Here is a 15774-nt window from a genome sequence, read left to right on the forward strand (position 1 = left end):
TATGGGGAGTATTGAATATAGGCAGTGTAACATTGATTGTTCTCTCACTTGAAAAGAATTAACAATAACCATAGGACATTAATTTTTGATAACGTTTCTCAAGCAGTTCTTCTTTAGAATAACGATTCAATTCTGTTAAATCTGCGAGGAGCTGTTTTTTTACGAATTCAGCCGCTTGCTGGTAGTGGCGATGTGCGCCTCCCAATGGTTCAGGAATAATCGAGTCTATAATACCCAATGCCTGTAATTTAGGTGCCGTCATTCCCATGGTTTGGGCGGCAATAGGCGCTTTATCAGCATTTTTCCATAAGATAGAGGCACAGCCTTCGGGCGATATGGCAGCATAAGTACTATATTGCAACATATTTACTCGATCCCCCACACCTATTGCTAATGCACCACCAGAAAAACCTTCCCCTGTTATTGTACAAATTATCGGTGTTTTTAATCGGGACATTTCAAGAATATTTCGTGCTATGGCTTCTGATTGCCCCCGCTCTTCAGCGCCAACCCCCGGATAAGCACCCGCGGAGTCAATAAAAATAATCACTGGTAAATGGAAGCGTTCAGCCATTTTCATCAGGCGTAATGCTTTCCGATAACCTTCTGGTGATGGCATACCAAAGTTTCTTTTTACTTTCTCTTTAGTATCTCGCCCTTTTTGTTGACCGATAATCATCACTGGTTTTCTATCTAAACGCGCTAACCCTGCAACAATCGCTTTATCATCAGCATAAGCACGATCGCCGGCCAACTCTTGGAAATCAGTAAAAATAGCTTTGATATAATCTAATGTATAAGGGCGCATAGGATGACGTGCTAACTGTACGATCTCCCAATCCCCTAAATCAGAAAATATAGAGCGTGTTAATGAAAGGCTTTTTTGGCGAAGTTTGGCGATTTCTTCGTCTATATCAACTGCCGTTGTTTCATCTTGAGACTGTTTAAATGCAAGTAATGCATCTATTTTCTCGTCTAATTCAACAATAGGCTTTTCAAATTCAAGATGAATAATAGACATAATTTGCCTCTTAGCTAAATCGGGTTATATCAAACTATTTAGTCTAGAGAAAACTAACTTATTGTTATAGAGATATTTTTGATAAACAGTGTTATCAAAAATGGGATAATAAAATAGGTAGTGGTTAAAAAAATTTATTTTCTAGCTTTTATCTCTATACAGTTATTTATAAGTTATGTATAAATATACAGCTGGACAGTTTTCACCAGAAAATCACCAAACACAACAATAATCCATTAATACAAATAATTAAAATGATAATATGTTCTCAAAAAAATCTCGTTCTACAACTGCACTACTGTTTTCATCACTTATTCTGACTATAGGAAGAGGTGCAACACTGCCTTTTATGGCGATATACTTATCACGACAATATAAATTGCCTGTTGATGATATTGGTATCGCAATGTCTATTTCACTGACTACGGGGATAGTTTTCAGCCTTGCCTTTGGTATGCTGGCAGATAAATTTGAAAAAAAGCGTTATATGGCTTTTTCTATTATTACCTTTATTATCGCATTTGCTGCTATCCCAATGGTCAATAGTACTATTTTAGTGGTTATCTTTTTCTCAATTATTAACTGTTCCTATTTAGTCTTTTCTACGGTATTGAAAGCTTATTTTTCTGAAACTCTATCAATATCAGCAAAGCCTAAAATATTTTCACTAAACTATACTTTTATTAATATCGGGTGGACGGTTGGCCCACCTATTGGCACATTATTATTAATGTATGGTACTCAATTACCTTTTTGGTTAGCTGCAATATCCGCCAGTATTCCTTTATTTATGATCCAATGTTTTGTGCAACGTTCAGTGGTAGACCATTCCACAGAAGAAAATAGTGTAAAGTGGGATCCGAAAATAATGCTAAAAGATAAAGCATTAGGCTGGTTTGTGCTTTCAACTTTTTTTGGCACATTAACTTTTGGTACATTTGCTTCGTGTATTTCGCAATACCTTTTAGTTGTTTATGATGCTAAATTGGCTGAATCTGCTATTGCGGTGATCCTCCCCGTCAATGCGGCCATTGTCGTCTCATTACAATATATCGTCGGTAAACAAGTGGTTGCTGAAAGACTACGTAAATTAATGACCTTAGGCACACTCTTTTTTATCTTAGGATTAGCGGGCTTTATGCTGGCGGGTGATAATTTAATTTTCTGGGCAATGGCGATAGCAATATTTACCTTTGGTGAACTGATTTATGCACCTGGTGAGTATATGATGATCGATAATATTGCGCCGTTAGGAATGAAAGCAAGTTATTTCTCTGCACAATCTCTAGGTTGGTTAGGTGCTGCATTAAATCCACTTGCTAGTGGTTATATCCTGACAACCTTGCCCCCTATTTCGTTATTCGCTATTTTAATGGGGATCGCAGTACTAGCTTGGCTTTGTATGTTGCAAGGTATGAACTACAGTGAAAAAAGAATAGCTGCTTAATATATTTTATTGCCGTTGATATTGTTGGCGATATCCAGATAAGGAACAATCAGTCTCGCGCTTAAAATAACGGCATAGATATGAGGGATCGTCAAAATGGAGTTTTATGGCGATCTCATTTACTGATAGCGTAGTGTGCGTCAATAACGCTTTTATTTTAAGAATTACTTGTCTATTAATCAGCGTCTTAGGAACATCATTAAAATATTGTTTAGTGAGCTGTGATAGATAAAACGGTGTGATGCTAAGGCGATTTGCATAATAGGCAACGTCTCTGTGCTGGTGGCTATGTTTTATAACTAATTCCCAAAATTGCCAACATAAGTGCTCTTTACGGCTGAATTCTTTTTTAGATAAGGAATAATGAGATGGTATTAATTCTGTTATCGCAAAAAAAAGATTTTGTAACTGCCCTCTCAACATTAACTTTCTATGATCAGTATAACTTTTATCTATATATTTTAATTGTTCCACCCAATTGTTTATGGCGTTTAAGTGAACCGTTGAAGGGCGACAAATGGGGTTTTCATGCAAAAATGTAAACAAACTATTTGAAAGTGCATAAGCGATCTCAGAGGCAAAAGATTTCTTAAGAAAACAATAAAAAATACGAAAATTAGCTGATTTACGTTGCAATGTGACCATTCTATCATCACCGAGTATCACTATATCATTCGCTTTAATGGTTTTTGTTTGAAAATCTATATTAATAACAGCCCTGCCATCTAAACAAATAATAACCACAACATAAGATAATGCTAATGGATAGCCTAATTCATTATGCATATCGCTTTCACCAATAACGGCATACTCCGAAGGGATATTTAACTTTAATAATGATTGACTAAACATAAATTATTCACTCTATTGCATATTGCTACTGTTTTTATTTTTAATGATCTCAATGTTAATCACAAGAGCATTAATGGATTTAGTTGTCAAAAGTACCGATAACACCTTAATTAATCCATTCAGTTTTATATTGGCTCTCTTTAAAATACGATCATCCTAACATAATGAAACATACGTTATAACAGAGCTAAATTGTATGAAAAAATTACAAACAGAACGATTATTATTACGTCCATGGCGAATATCAGATGCAGAGAGCCTCTATTATTATGCGAGGGATAAGCGAGTAGGCCCTATCGCTGGCTGGCCAGCACATAAAAGTGTTGCTGAAAGTACCGAAATTATCCAGACTATATTTATGCGTGATGAAGTTTATGCTGTCACATTGCTCGATGATGATAAAGCGATTGGTTTAATTGGCTTATCTTTTTGCCATGAGAGCAATTTCCCTATAGGGGATAATGATGCCGAAATTTCTTATTGGATTGGTACTCCTTTTTGGGGGAAAGGACTTATTCCTGAAGCAGTGAAAGCGCTTATTTGTCATAGCTTTGAGACTCTACAATTAGATAATCTATGGTGTGGTTATTTTGCAGACAATGTAAACTCGAAGCGAGTACAAGAAAAGTGTGGATTTAAATATCATCACATAATTAAAGATCAGTATGTGGAGTATTTAGACGAAATAAGAACAGAAGTTATTTGTCGTTTAACCAAAAGTGAATGGCAAAAACAACAATAAAAAACAGCAAAGCAAAAAAACAACGGATTATAAATCTTATAATCCGCTGTTTTGCTATTGTTTATCCATTAAACATGATCTAATGCTTGAGATAAGTCAGCAATAAGATCATAAGGATTTTCAATACCAATAGATAAACGAATGGTTGTTTCTTGAATACCTATATTGTGGCGTAATTCCATAGGAACACCTGAATGTGTGGTAGAGCCAGGATGACATGCCAATGACTCGGTTCCTCCCAAACTCACCGCTAATTTAAATATTTTCATCGCATTGAGAAAACGAAAAGCTTCTGCTTCACCACCAACAATATCAAAGGAGAATGTTGATCCTGCGCCTGTGCATTGTCTAGCAAATACTTGACCTTCAATACTATTTTCATCTACAAAAGGTAAATAGTGGATCACTTTCACTTTTTCATGGTCACGTAGAAATTGTGCAACTAATAGCGCATTTTGATTGGCTTTTTCCATGCGAATTTGCAATGTTTCTAAAGAGCGGCCTAACATCCAGCAAGAATGCGCATCAAGTTGTGTCCCTATTGCACCTCTTAATAGGCGAACTTGATTAATAAGCTCGCGTGATCCCATTGCAGCCCCGGCGACTAAATCAGAATGTCCACCCACATATTTTGTTAATGAATAGAGTGAAATATCAGCGCCTTGCTCTATAGGATGTTGATAAACAGGTCCTAATAAGGTGTTATCGCAAATAATAATAGGTCGATAGCCTTGGCTTGTTTCTAATTTATCCGCAACGATTTTTAACGCTTGAATATCAACCAGTGAATTAGTTGGATTGGCGGGAGTTTCGGCAAATATCACCGCAACTCTCCCTTTTTGGCTAGCCATTTCAGCTTGCGATTGGATATGTGCTAAATTTAAACCATCTGTAAATGGTGTTGCTTGAATACCGAACTTAGCGAATGTTTTGGCTATTAATGTTTCTGTTCCACCATAAAGTGGTTGAGAATGTAAAATAACATCGCCAGGTTGTGTAAAAGCCATTAATGTCGTTGTAATAGCTGACATTCCCGATGAAAAGAGGACACATGATGCTGTGTTTTCATAAACTGCTAATCTATCCTCAACGATCTCACTATTAGGTTGGTTAAAACGAGAATAGACTAAACCCGCTTTTTCTCCTTCTGGAAGGGGTTTTCTTCCACTTACCGTATCAAAAAAATTTTTCCCTTCTTCTGCACTTTTAAAAATAAATGTCGATGTTAAAAATACAGGAGGTTTGACAGAGCCTTCCGATAACAATGGATCGTATCCATAGCTCATCATTAACGTTTCTGGAGATAATTGATGTTCGCCAATATATTGTTTTTTCAGTTGAGAACTAGACATTTTTTATTTCTACTATTTATGAATTATAAAGTTTCTATCATCATACTGAAAAAACTTCATATTGTTAGATTGTTTTATTAGGTATAGAAACTCATAGTTATATTGAACTGTTTGTTTTTTAACCTGAAATATGTTCTACCACGCCTTAACCGCGTCCCCTTTATACATTTCTTGCACCTTTAATTCGACTTGTCTTGAATGTAAAACAGTAATTAATTTCTTTATTTTTTCATCATTCATATTATCTATACGAGTAACAACAACATTGGCATAAGGCGAATGTTTATTCTCCATAATTAAACCGTCGCGGGTAGCAAGTAAGCCAATTTGAGAGGAAAAATTATTGTTGATAACCGCCATCGTAACCTCAGGATCATCAAGGGCTTCAACTAACATGGGAGTTTCAACTTCATGAAATATCAAGGCATTAGGATTATCAATAATGTCTTCAACGGAAGGTAAAAAACCAACTCCCTCTTTTAAAGAAATGAGGTGATTTTCTGCAAGTAATAATAAAGCTCGCCCTTTCATACTTGCTTCATTAGGAATGGCAACCACATCACCATATTCGAGTTCGCTAATATCGCTTATTTTCTTTGAATACGCGGCTAACGGGAAAATGTACGTTTTGCTGGCAATATGAAATTTGTAATTGTGGGCTTTTATCTCTGATTGTAAATAAGGAATAGATTGAAATACATTTACGTCTACTTCTCTATTTTCTAGGGCTTTATTAGGACGTTCATAGTCGTTAAATGCAATAACTTCAACATTTAATCCTTCGGTAAGTTTAGCTAAACGGATCACTTCATCCCAAATGACTTGGTCTGGTCCAGTATTGATTGCTACTTTGACGACATCTGTATCTTCTTGCGAACAAGAGACAGAAAATAAGCTTATTGAGGCTAGAAGCAAACCTGTAATAATTTCCTTCATAACTCCCTCTTAAAAACGGAACATGACAAACACAAAATTATCAGCATATTGATGATTAAGAAATATCCTAAGTGTAGATTAATAACAAGGAATGCCAAATGATACAAGTGATCGTACTATATAAAGAGAGGTATATGAGAGGAAATAAGGTAATTGGTTGATATTAAAAAGAAAAATAATTCAATAAAGTCAACGCATTTACAACCTATGCGTGTATCAATCTCGAATTAATTTATTTATGCAGGGATCAACAAAAGCATCATCAACATTAAGATAAGTAGAATTGGTTACGCAATATGCAGAAAATGCCCATTTATATTGTTTATCTTGTTTCGTGATAGTGTAACTTGAAAAACGTATAGGTGTTGATTGTAACATATCATTACCTATTTTCTCACCGCTGACTAAGATAACTTGATTTTTTTTCTCTATAAATTTGAAGTTAGAGATTTTAATATCGCTGTTTTCAGCTTTATTATCAAATAAGCTAAGAGCATTATCATAAATTGAAGGTACAATATAAACTTGTTCATCTGCATCTTTTATATAAACCGTGACCATATTAATTGATGATGCATCATTTAATATACGCTTAGATTTAACGACAATATCTTTTACACCATCACCGTTAAAATCAATCAAATTAATACCGTATGTTAGTTTTATATCTGCAGAAATAGCAATAGTGGATAAGGATGTAAGCAATACTGCTGCGCCTAATTTCGTCATTATATTCATATCATATCTTCTATTTTTAATTGCTACTTTATAATTTAGAGTACGTTACAGGTTGGATTAGTCAAGTTATTTAATGTTTCAAAATAATACAAAAATAGTAATTTTATATAACTAAAAACGATAGATTTTGATAAAAAACAATACTTTTAAAATGAGTAGCCTATTTTCAAGATGAAAAGTACTTTAGTCTTAATATAAGGCAATATAGTTTTTCAGATCATTAATTCTTTCTATGGTTTTATCTTTTAAGCAGCTACTGTAAACCATCGGAGCCAAACTGCCACCTTGGTAATAGTTCGCATAATATTGTTGATAAATTTGTGACAGCTCTTCATCTTTTTGTTGAAAATCTTGGTATGCACATTGGTTAATTTCTGTTTGTGTTTCCGCATTACGACAATCAAAATTATCCGCTTGTAAATGTATTGACCAAAATAAGATCCCCCCTGATATTGCACTTACAAAAATAACTTTTTTCATCATACCATCCATTGTTGCCTGAAAAATAATTGAATAATGCTAACATTATTATAATAAGAAAGGCTATATCATTAAATTATATCTATTAATTTTTATTTTAATCAGGCGAAAATAGCCACAAATAGGTCTATTTATTACTATCATATTTGGATGGTTCATTTTTTGAATATAAATAATTTAAAATCTTTAAGCTAAAAAGAACACTTATAGCTTTTTAGCTAAATATTATTATATTTTATTTAGAATATGTGGTTAATCTATTCAATAATATTAGCAATTTCCAATAAGTTATTATCTGGATCACGTAAGTAAACTGACATAATAGGCCCTGTAGCCCCTGTTCTTGGTACAGGGCCCTCTTCTATATTTATACCCTGCTGGTTTATATGCTCTATCACGTCTAACAATGGCGTTTCAGTAATAAAACATAAATCCGCAGAGCCTGCCGTTGGTTTAGCAGCTTTAGGCAAAAACTCTTTTCCTAGCTGATGAAGATTGATTTTTTGATGACCAAAAGCAAGGGCTTTACGCCCTTGTTTAAAGGTAATTATCTCAAAACCTAATACATTATGATAAAAATGACAACTCACCTCGATATCAGCCACGGTTAATACTAAATGATCAAGGTGTGTAATTTTCATCTGAACCTCACTTCGCTATTAGAGTATTATTGTGATTAAAGCTCACACTTAGTTTTTAATACGGCTGTTTTTTTATGATGTTCTAGCGCTAATTCAATTAATTTCGTGATGAGTGATTGATAATCTAATCCCGTACTTTGCCACAGTTTAGGATACATACTGATATTAGTGAAACCTGGTAATGTATTAATTTCGTTGATAATGACTTGATTATCTTCAGTTAAAAACACATCAACGCGCGACATACCTAAACAGTTTAAAACTTGGTAAGCTTTCAATGCCGTTTGGCGAATATGTAAGCTAATCGCATTATCTAAATCAGCAGGTACTACTACTTTTGCACCATCGTCATCAATGTATTTTGTGTTATAAGCATAAAAAGCATCATTTAACACAATTTCACCACAAGGGCTAACTTCAGGCTCTTCATTACCTAAAACGGCACACTCTATTTCACGGCCAACAATAGCACTTTCGATAATCACTTTAAGGTCATATTCAAATGCCATGGATAATGCAGCATTAAACTCGGCTTCATTATTGACTTTGCTGATACCAACAGAAGAACCTAAATTTGCTGGTTTAATAAATAAAGGGAGCCCTAATTGTTCAACAACTTCATTATAGGAAATATCATTTAATTGGTGAGCCATCAGTGTAATAAATGGTGCAACCGCTAATCCTGCATCATCCAGTAAGCGCTTAGTGATATCTTTATCCATACATGCTGCAGAACTCATGATATTAGGGCCTACATATGGCATATCAATCATATGTAATAGTCCTTGTAGGGTGCCATCTTCACCATAAGCACCATGCACAATAGGAAATACAACATCTATTTGTGCAAGAGGTTGCCCATCAGTTAAAGAGATAAATTGCTGACGGGTACTACCAGGAATAATAGCCACTGGACGCAAAGGTTGGCTTAATGAGATAGTTGAGGGGTTATCGCTATTAATTAAATAATTGTCTTCAGCATATTCATGCCATTGCCCTTGTTCATTAATCCCAATTAAACAAAGGTCGAATTTCGTTCGATCTAATTCATTGATAATATTTTTTGCTGATTGTAATGAAACTTGGTGCTCGGTTGATTTTCCACCAAAAATAATAGCGACTCTTAATTTACTCATTTTCTAACCTTTTATAGGACAGCTATAGCGAATAAATAGCAATATATCATGATAAAAACACGCAATGTAGGGAGATAGTTCTTATCTAGGAAAATTTACGATAAAATGATGAAATTCTATGATTTAGTGTGCAAAAAATAACTATTTTTGATATTAATTCAGCAACGCCTATTCCCTCCTCTTTCACACAAAAAGACACGGTTTCTCATCATTGCATTCTTGCAATCAATAAACCTGTCTTGCTAAACTCACTTTACCGATTAACTGATAAATTTTAAAAGGAGGCTAATTATGTTGTTGTGTGATCTTATTGAATACTCACACTTCTTTGGTAATCGCCATAGCTCAGGCTTTCACAGTTCTTTACTGCGTTAACCTGCCTGAGCGACGTTAACTATTACCTCTCCTCAGCTTACTGGGTTATCGCGTGATATTACCCAAAGCATTTTTATGCTTAAAAAATGAGTAAGCTATGAGCACATTATTATCTACACAAAACCTCTCTTTTCATAATAATCACGGTATATTGCTGAGTAATATTTCTTTGGCCCTCACTAAAGGTGAGAAAATTGGTTTAATTGGCTACAACGGTTGTGGAAAAAGTACACTATTAAAACTTTTATCACACCAATTAATACCAACAGATGGCTCTATTACTATCGCCAATCAAGTCATTATGGCTTATGTCGAACAACAGTTACCAAGTGAGCTACAGTCAATGCGTCTCATTGATGCGGTTCTTCATAAATTACCTGAAGAGCTACGCATATCTGAAAGTTGGCGCAGTGAATTATTATTAAGTGAAATGGGATTTAAAGCCAATGAAATCAATCTATTAGTCTCACAATTAAGTGGTGGTCAACATACTCGTTTATTACTTGCGAGAGCATTGATTTTACAACCAGACTTACTGCTATTAGATGAGCCAAGTAACCACTTAGATCTACCGACTATCTTGTGGTTAGAAACATTTTTAACACAGTGGCGAGGAAGTTTTATTCTTGTTTCACATGACAATAGGTTGTTAGATAAAGTGACCAATTGTACGTGGATCATTCGTGATAAAACCCTATCTGTTTTTCGCTTGCCCTGCTCTCAGGCAAGACAAGAGCAAGAAGCACAAGATATCAGTGCGCAACATCGTTGTGATGCACAACAAAAAGAGATAGATCGTATTGCACAAAGTGCGAAGCAATTGGCCATCTGGGGAAAAGTGTATGATAACGAAAGTTTGTCACGTAAAGCCAAACAAATGGAAAAACAAATTGTTCGTTTAAAAGACGAACAAGCCGATGTAACAGAAGGCAATCAATGGACGTTACAGTTATCAGGAACAATATTACGGGCAGATAGATTGCTTGAGCTGCATCAGCTTTCAGTGATCCCTGCGCCAGATGCACCGATTTTATATACCATCGATAATCAACGGATCAAAAGTGGTGATCGAGTCGCTATTGTTGGTGCTAATGGGACAGGTAAGTCATCATTATTAAAAATGATTTGGTCATCATTTCATGGTTCAACCACATCAACAGAAAATGTGATCAGGCTTCATCCCAGAGTTGAGTTAGGTTATTACGATCAAAGTCTCGCACAACTTAATGATAATGATACCCTTGCCGATGCACTAAAGCCCTTTGCACCGCTATTAGATGAGCAAAGGAAAATGGCATTAATAAATGCAGGTTTTGTTTATTCTCGCCATAATCAGCAAGTAAAGTCATTAAGTGGTGGTGAACGAGCTCGTTTACTTTTTATTGGTCTCAGTTTGGCAAAATATTCATTATTAATGCTAGATGAACCAACAAATCATCTTGATATGGAAGGTAAACAGGCATTAGCTGAGCAAATTCAACAATTTTCAGGGGGAATTTTACTCGTCAGCCATGATAGAGAATTGATAGAGAAAAGCTGTAATCGTTTTTGGTATATTCACAATGGTATTCTTAGCGAACATCATGATATTGAAACAATTTATCAGCTTATTTCTCAACAAGATATGTCATCGGTCTCTAATGAGCAAAATGGCCATCATGATCCATCTGTTGAAATAGTAAAACATCATAATGAAGATGAATTGCTAATGAAATTGATAGCACTTGAAGATAAATTGAATGCTGATTTAGCAAGAAAATCTGCTCATCAAAAGCCTATGTTACAGGCTCAATGGCAAGCAGAAATAGAGATCTTAAAGCAGCAACTTGATTTAGCTTAATTTTTCTAACGATTAACCTATTGATTTTAAGTTATAATACAAAGCGGAGGGACTCCTCCGCTTTTATTGGTATTAACTAATAAGAGAGAACTACTTATTGTATTAATTTATATTCTATTAAATAAAGATTTTCCGTTGTAGGATAAATGTCTTTAATTAAGGCCTTTAAAGTAGGCAAATTCATACCCTCTTGTTGAGCATGAAATTCATTTATCTCATTAAAATTTAAGGGTGATACAGAAATAATTTGTAACTTTCCATAATAAGTGCCATGTTCATTAGATAATAAATCAACAATAGTGTTTGGTTTATAGTGGCTTTCTGCTTCATCCCTAATTGTGATCACTTTAATACCGGCTAAAATTGAAGGGATTAAACGCTCAAAAAATGTAATATCTGTTGGTACAATCGCTGTTGATGCCATTTTATTTCATCTGTTATAAATTGATATTATGTTTATTATAACGGTTAATCGCTCTTGCTAATAGCCAATCTATCATGCTGATGATGAAGGGATTTTTCTCTTTGTAATAATTTTTCTTTGCGCTCAATCCCCCAACGATATCCAGATATTTCACCATTTTGTCTGATAACTCGATGGCAAGGGATCGCCACTGCTAGTTTATTTGATGCACAGGCATTCGCCACTGCTCGATAAGATTTTGGCGAACCAATTTTTTGAGCAATTTCTTGATATGTCATGGTACAACCAAAAGGAATATCTAATAATGCCCGCCAAACTTTTTGTTGAAATACTGTTCCTTGAATATCAAGTGGTAATGCCAAAGGTTGTGTTGGCAGTTCAACAAAACCAATGACTTGGGCAATCAATTTTTCAAACTCTTGGTTTGCACCAACAAGTTCAGCTTGAGGAAATTGTTTTTGTAATTCATCTAATAAACACGCAGGATCATCGCCAAGTGTTATCGCACAAATGCCCTTTTCACTTTGAGCTACAAGGATATGGCCTAATGAGCAGATCCCTACAGCAAAAAAAATCACGATATTTTGTCCACCATTGCGCCAATGGGTTGGCGTCATACCTAATATGGCCGTCGCATTTTCATAAAATCGGCTATTCGCATTAAAGCCTGATTGATATATCGCATCTGTAATTGTTTTATCGCCAGCTAATGCTTTCTTAATTAGTTTGTGCCGATAAGCATTCGCATACTCTTTAGGTGTAATTCCCATTATAGATTTAAATCGTCGATGGAAATAATATGGGCTGGATTGAATATGTGCGGCGATGTCGGCAAGAGAAACATCACCCTGATTTTCTTCAATAAAACGGCAGGCTTGTTCAATAAGTTGATAATGTCTCTTTTCCATTTTAGTTCCTACATTTATGTATGCTGGATGAAGTCCATTATCAATAAACTTCTATTTAGATCACTCCGATTATTGCTCTTTAGTCTGCGCTTTCTTTAGATAATGCCCATAAATAGAGTGAAGCCGTTGAACCATAAGGAGAATAACGTTTACGATAGCGTTCAAAGCGTGTTCTATCTAAGCTTTGATGGCGATATAAACGCATGATACCACGCTGAATAGCTAAATCCCCCCAACTTAAAATATCAGGACGATTAAGTGATGAAATTAATAACATTTCAGCTGTCCAAATACCAATACCTTTTAATTTTATCAGGGTATTGATCACCGCTTTATCAGACATAGCGGGGATTTGGTCTAAATCTAACGTATGATTTATAACTGAGTCAGCGATACCTTTAATATAGCCGGCTTTACGCATTGTCATTCCACATTGCTGAATATCTTGCACTGATAAACTAGCAATATGTACAGGAGTATAAATACCATCACATAGGGTAAGTAAGCGTTGCTGAACCGTGGTGGCAGCCGCAACAGAAATTTGCTGTTCAATAATATTTTTAATTAATGCGGTAAATAAATCAGGGGTAAGTGGACGTTTAATTTCCCCTATTCTTTCCATCACCGCGGCTAGACGCTTATCTTTTTGTTTTAAAAAAGAGATCTCTTTTTCACCATACTGAAAATACATAAAATCACGCTACTAATTAAGGTATTTATATAAAACAGTATAGCGTGCACTTCCCCCTGTTATGCACTCTGTTTCTTGCTCTTTTTAGCAAATGTTAATATAAAAAGAGCAAACTATATGATTAATATAATGTTTTCATAATACGTTCAGGCAATTGTGCATCATATTTATCACCATCAAATTGTTGATGAGAAATGGATTTCAATATTTGTCCCGGTGCTGGAATAGTTGATTTATCAGCTAAATATTTGTTTTCCCACAAACCTGAACGAATAAGTGCCCTACCACATTGGAAAAATACGCGCTCAACATGGATGCGCAAGACTGAGCGAGGTAGTGCATTGTTATATTTAAAGCGTGCGAGTGTTTCTTCATCTATTAAAATTTCCGCATGACCATTAATTCGTAATGTTTCATTAATGCCGGGGACTAGCACTAATAAAGCAATCGCGGGATTAATTAACAAATTGCGCATGCTATCAATGCAGTTATTACCACGTCTATCGGGTAATAATAAAGTATGATCGTCTTCAATATGAATAAAACCTGGCTCATCGCCACGAGGAGAAACATCCATACCATCAGCACTATAAGTGGCTAATGCAACAAATGGTGTAGCTTCAATATAAGGGCGATAAAGGGGGTGAATAAAATCCACTTCTTTTAAGACCGATGGTTCGGCAGGTTGACCATAAATCTCTTCCAGTGTTTTCAGATCTTTTACAATGGTATTTTTCATAAGGTGACCTTGTTATCATTTAGCTCATTCTTCATCATATACAAATTTCGTATAAAAAAAAGGTCACCATAAAATGTGACCTTTTCATCAATCTTATCAATCTATTAAGCCGTTAAAGCGAGTTTGGCACCAAATAATAAGAACACAGCACCAATGCAACTATTCGATAATGATGCTAATCGTTTGTTATGCTTAACCTTATTAGTAATAGCAACGCCACCAAAAATAAGTACAGATAAGTAAAGCATGCTACATATTTCTAATATTACACCTAATACAAAAAAGGGAACCCCTGCATTTTCATATTTAGGATCAATAAATTGAATAAAAAATGACACATAAAAGATGATCATTTTTGGATTTAATAAACTTAAGAAAAGCGCTTTGATATATAAGCCGTTTTTCGCTTTTACAACCTCTACTGCAACCTGTTCCGGCTGCTCTTTTTTCTTATGGAATGTAGCATAGAGTGTTTTTAAACCTAAATAGGTTAAATAAAGTGCACCGGCATACTTGATCACAATAAAGAAAACGGGTGAAGTCTTGACTAATGAAGCAACCCCCAAAAATGCCAAAAAGATTAATAATGCATCACCCGTAAAAACACCAAGAGCGGCTTTATACCCCCCTTTTACGCCATGCTTCGCACTCGAAGTTAGGACGAAAATTGAATTTGGACCTGGTACTAGTGTAATAAAAATAACGCCTAAAAGGTATGTCCAAATATTTGAAATACCAATACTTTCTAACATATGACGCCTTTTTTAAAAAAATAATATGCTGTATATGTGGGCTATCATATCGATATTAATTTTTTTGTAAAACAATAAACTTATATTTAACGATAAATAAGTAAATTAAACTGGTTTTAGAGCTTAAATATAGTCTAATGATTCATTTTTTTATTTATATTTGGATTATATGACTGGTTTGAATGCAGGTAATAGTATGGTGCTGAAATTGCTTTTTTTATATAGATAAAATTCTTAATAAAGCATTTTAATAAGAATTATTGGCTGGGTTTTTGGTTATTTATGGGGAGAACAACCTATTGTATCGTTAATGTTATAGTCTATTTATCTCTTTGTGATGAGAATCACTGTTATAAGCCATTTTTTATATAGAAATAACCATATATCTTTATGAAAAATAATTATTTTTTATAAATTTTGCATTTTTTAGCACATAAAGTGAGTATAATATTCACAAGGATTTACCAAAGTGATTATTCTTTAGTAGATCTATCCCTATTGTAGATTACCGATAACGTAATCTTACACATATTACATTGAAATTAGTGATATACATCACCCTGAGCAAATGCTAAGCCACTAAGATGACTTTTTATGGTAACTTTAGTGATACCGGAAAACGTATGATAAAAAGGCTATAATTGCTCAGCAACGACTACTAAAGATGGAACATCGATTATAGCCCGATGCCCTATTTGCT

Annotated in this window: 16 protein-coding genes; 3 read left to right on the plus strand and 13 right to left on the minus strand. The window is 34.7% G+C overall.

Going from position 1 to position 15774, the window contains the following annotated elements; all coding sequences use genetic code 11:
• Positions 1-58: 58 nt before the first annotated feature.
• Entirely contained in the window at positions 59-1021 is a 963-nt protein-coding gene (gene accA, locus HMPREF3129_RS05450; protein WP_004251201.1) for an acetyl-CoA carboxylase carboxyl transferase subunit alpha, read from the minus strand.
• 262 nt (positions 1022-1283) lie between these two features.
• On the opposite strand from accA, the gene ydeE reads away from it, so the two are divergent.
• Positions 1284-2468: an efflux MFS transporter YdeE gene (gene ydeE, locus HMPREF3129_RS05455; protein ID WP_004251204.1), complete on the plus strand. Its 1185-nt coding sequence runs from the start codon at positions 1284-1286 to the stop codon at positions 2466-2468.
• A gap of 6 nt (positions 2469-2474) precedes the next feature.
• Here ydeE and HMPREF3129_RS05460 read toward each other — a convergent pair whose 3' ends face one another.
• The gene (locus HMPREF3129_RS05460; protein ID WP_004242935.1) at positions 2475-3320 is read right to left on the minus strand and encodes a helix-turn-helix domain-containing protein; all 846 of its coding nucleotides are present in this window, start codon (positions 3318-3320) and stop codon (positions 2475-2477) included.
• Between the two features lie 196 nt (positions 3321-3516).
• Between HMPREF3129_RS05460 and HMPREF3129_RS05465 the strand changes: the two genes are divergently transcribed.
• The gene (locus tag HMPREF3129_RS05465) at positions 3517-4062 is read left to right on the plus strand and encodes a GNAT family N-acetyltransferase (RefSeq protein WP_004242934.1); all 546 of its coding nucleotides are present in this window, start codon (positions 3517-3519) and stop codon (positions 4060-4062) included.
• Positions 4063-4130: 68 nt separating this feature from the next.
• On the opposite strand, the gene HMPREF3129_RS05470 is transcribed toward HMPREF3129_RS05465, so the two are convergent.
• The 6 genes from HMPREF3129_RS05470 to ddlA all read right to left on the minus strand — a co-directional run bounded on the left by HMPREF3129_RS05470 (position 4131) and on the right by ddlA (position 9345).
• Positions 4131-5414: a cystathionine gamma-synthase family protein gene (locus tag HMPREF3129_RS05470; protein WP_004248059.1), complete on the minus strand. Its 1284-nt coding sequence runs from the start codon at positions 5412-5414 to the stop codon at positions 4131-4133.
• A gap of 135 nt (positions 5415-5549) precedes the next feature.
• Positions 5550-6350 carry a MetQ/NlpA family ABC transporter substrate-binding protein gene (locus tag HMPREF3129_RS05475; protein ID WP_004248058.1) on the minus strand — a complete coding sequence of 267 codons (801 nt, stop codon included), beginning with the start codon at positions 6348-6350 and terminating at the stop codon, positions 5550-5552.
• 216 nt (positions 6351-6566) lie between these two features.
• On the minus strand, positions 6567-7088 hold the full coding sequence (locus HMPREF3129_RS05480; RefSeq protein WP_004242928.1) for a carbapenem self-resistance protein CarG family protein: 522 nt from the start codon (positions 7086-7088) through the stop codon (positions 6567-6569).
• A 189-nt stretch (positions 7089-7277) separates the two neighbouring features.
• A complete protein-coding gene (locus tag HMPREF3129_RS05485) occupies positions 7278-7568 on the minus strand; it encodes a lysozyme inhibitor LprI family protein (protein ID WP_223302928.1) in 291 nt (96 codons plus the stop codon).
• A gap of 257 nt (positions 7569-7825) precedes the next feature.
• The gene (locus HMPREF3129_RS05490) at positions 7826-8209 is read right to left on the minus strand and encodes a VOC family protein (protein ID WP_004248057.1); all 384 of its coding nucleotides are present in this window, start codon (positions 8207-8209) and stop codon (positions 7826-7828) included.
• Between the two features lie 35 nt (positions 8210-8244).
• Positions 8245-9345 (minus strand): D-alanine--D-alanine ligase, encoded by a 1101-nt coding sequence (gene ddlA / locus HMPREF3129_RS05495; RefSeq protein ID WP_004242920.1) that lies wholly within the window; start codon positions 9343-9345, stop codon positions 8245-8247.
• A gap of 472 nt (positions 9346-9817) precedes the next feature.
• Here ddlA and HMPREF3129_RS05500 point away from each other — a divergent pair, with 472 nt between their 5' ends.
• Complete coding sequence (locus tag HMPREF3129_RS05500) at positions 9818-11560, plus strand: ABC-F family ATP-binding cassette domain-containing protein (RefSeq protein ID WP_036918311.1); 1743 nt, start codon at positions 9818-9820, stop codon at positions 11558-11560.
• A 94-nt stretch (positions 11561-11654) separates the two neighbouring features.
• Here HMPREF3129_RS05500 and yqfB read toward each other — a convergent pair whose 3' ends face one another.
• From yqfB to leuE, 5 genes are all read right to left on the minus strand, one after another.
• Positions 11655-11984, minus strand: coding sequence for a N(4)-acetylcytidine aminohydrolase (yqfB, locus tag HMPREF3129_RS05505; protein WP_004242917.1), 330 nt, complete (start codon positions 11982-11984; stop codon positions 11655-11657).
• 44 nt (positions 11985-12028) lie between these two features.
• Positions 12029-12892 (minus strand): methylated-DNA--[protein]-cysteine S-methyltransferase, encoded by an 864-nt coding sequence (locus HMPREF3129_RS05510; protein ID WP_036918307.1) that lies wholly within the window; start codon positions 12890-12892, stop codon positions 12029-12031.
• Between the two features lie 79 nt (positions 12893-12971).
• Entirely contained in the window at positions 12972-13583 is a 612-nt protein-coding gene (locus HMPREF3129_RS05515; protein WP_004242913.1) for a DNA-3-methyladenine glycosylase family protein, read from the minus strand.
• Between the two features lie 121 nt (positions 13584-13704).
• Positions 13705-14322, minus strand: coding sequence for a pyridoxamine 5'-phosphate oxidase family protein (locus HMPREF3129_RS05520; RefSeq protein WP_070486884.1), 618 nt, complete (start codon positions 14320-14322; stop codon positions 13705-13707).
• A 104-nt stretch (positions 14323-14426) separates the two neighbouring features.
• Positions 14427-15074 carry a leucine efflux protein LeuE gene (gene leuE / locus HMPREF3129_RS05525; protein WP_004248051.1) on the minus strand — a complete coding sequence of 216 codons (648 nt, stop codon included), beginning with the start codon at positions 15072-15074 and terminating at the stop codon, positions 14427-14429.
• Between the last annotated feature and the right edge of the window lie 700 nt (positions 15075-15774).

The organism is Proteus sp. HMSC14B05 (assembly GCF_001808035.1).
Classification (GTDB): Bacteria; Pseudomonadota; Gammaproteobacteria; order Enterobacterales; family Enterobacteriaceae; genus Proteus; species Proteus mirabilis.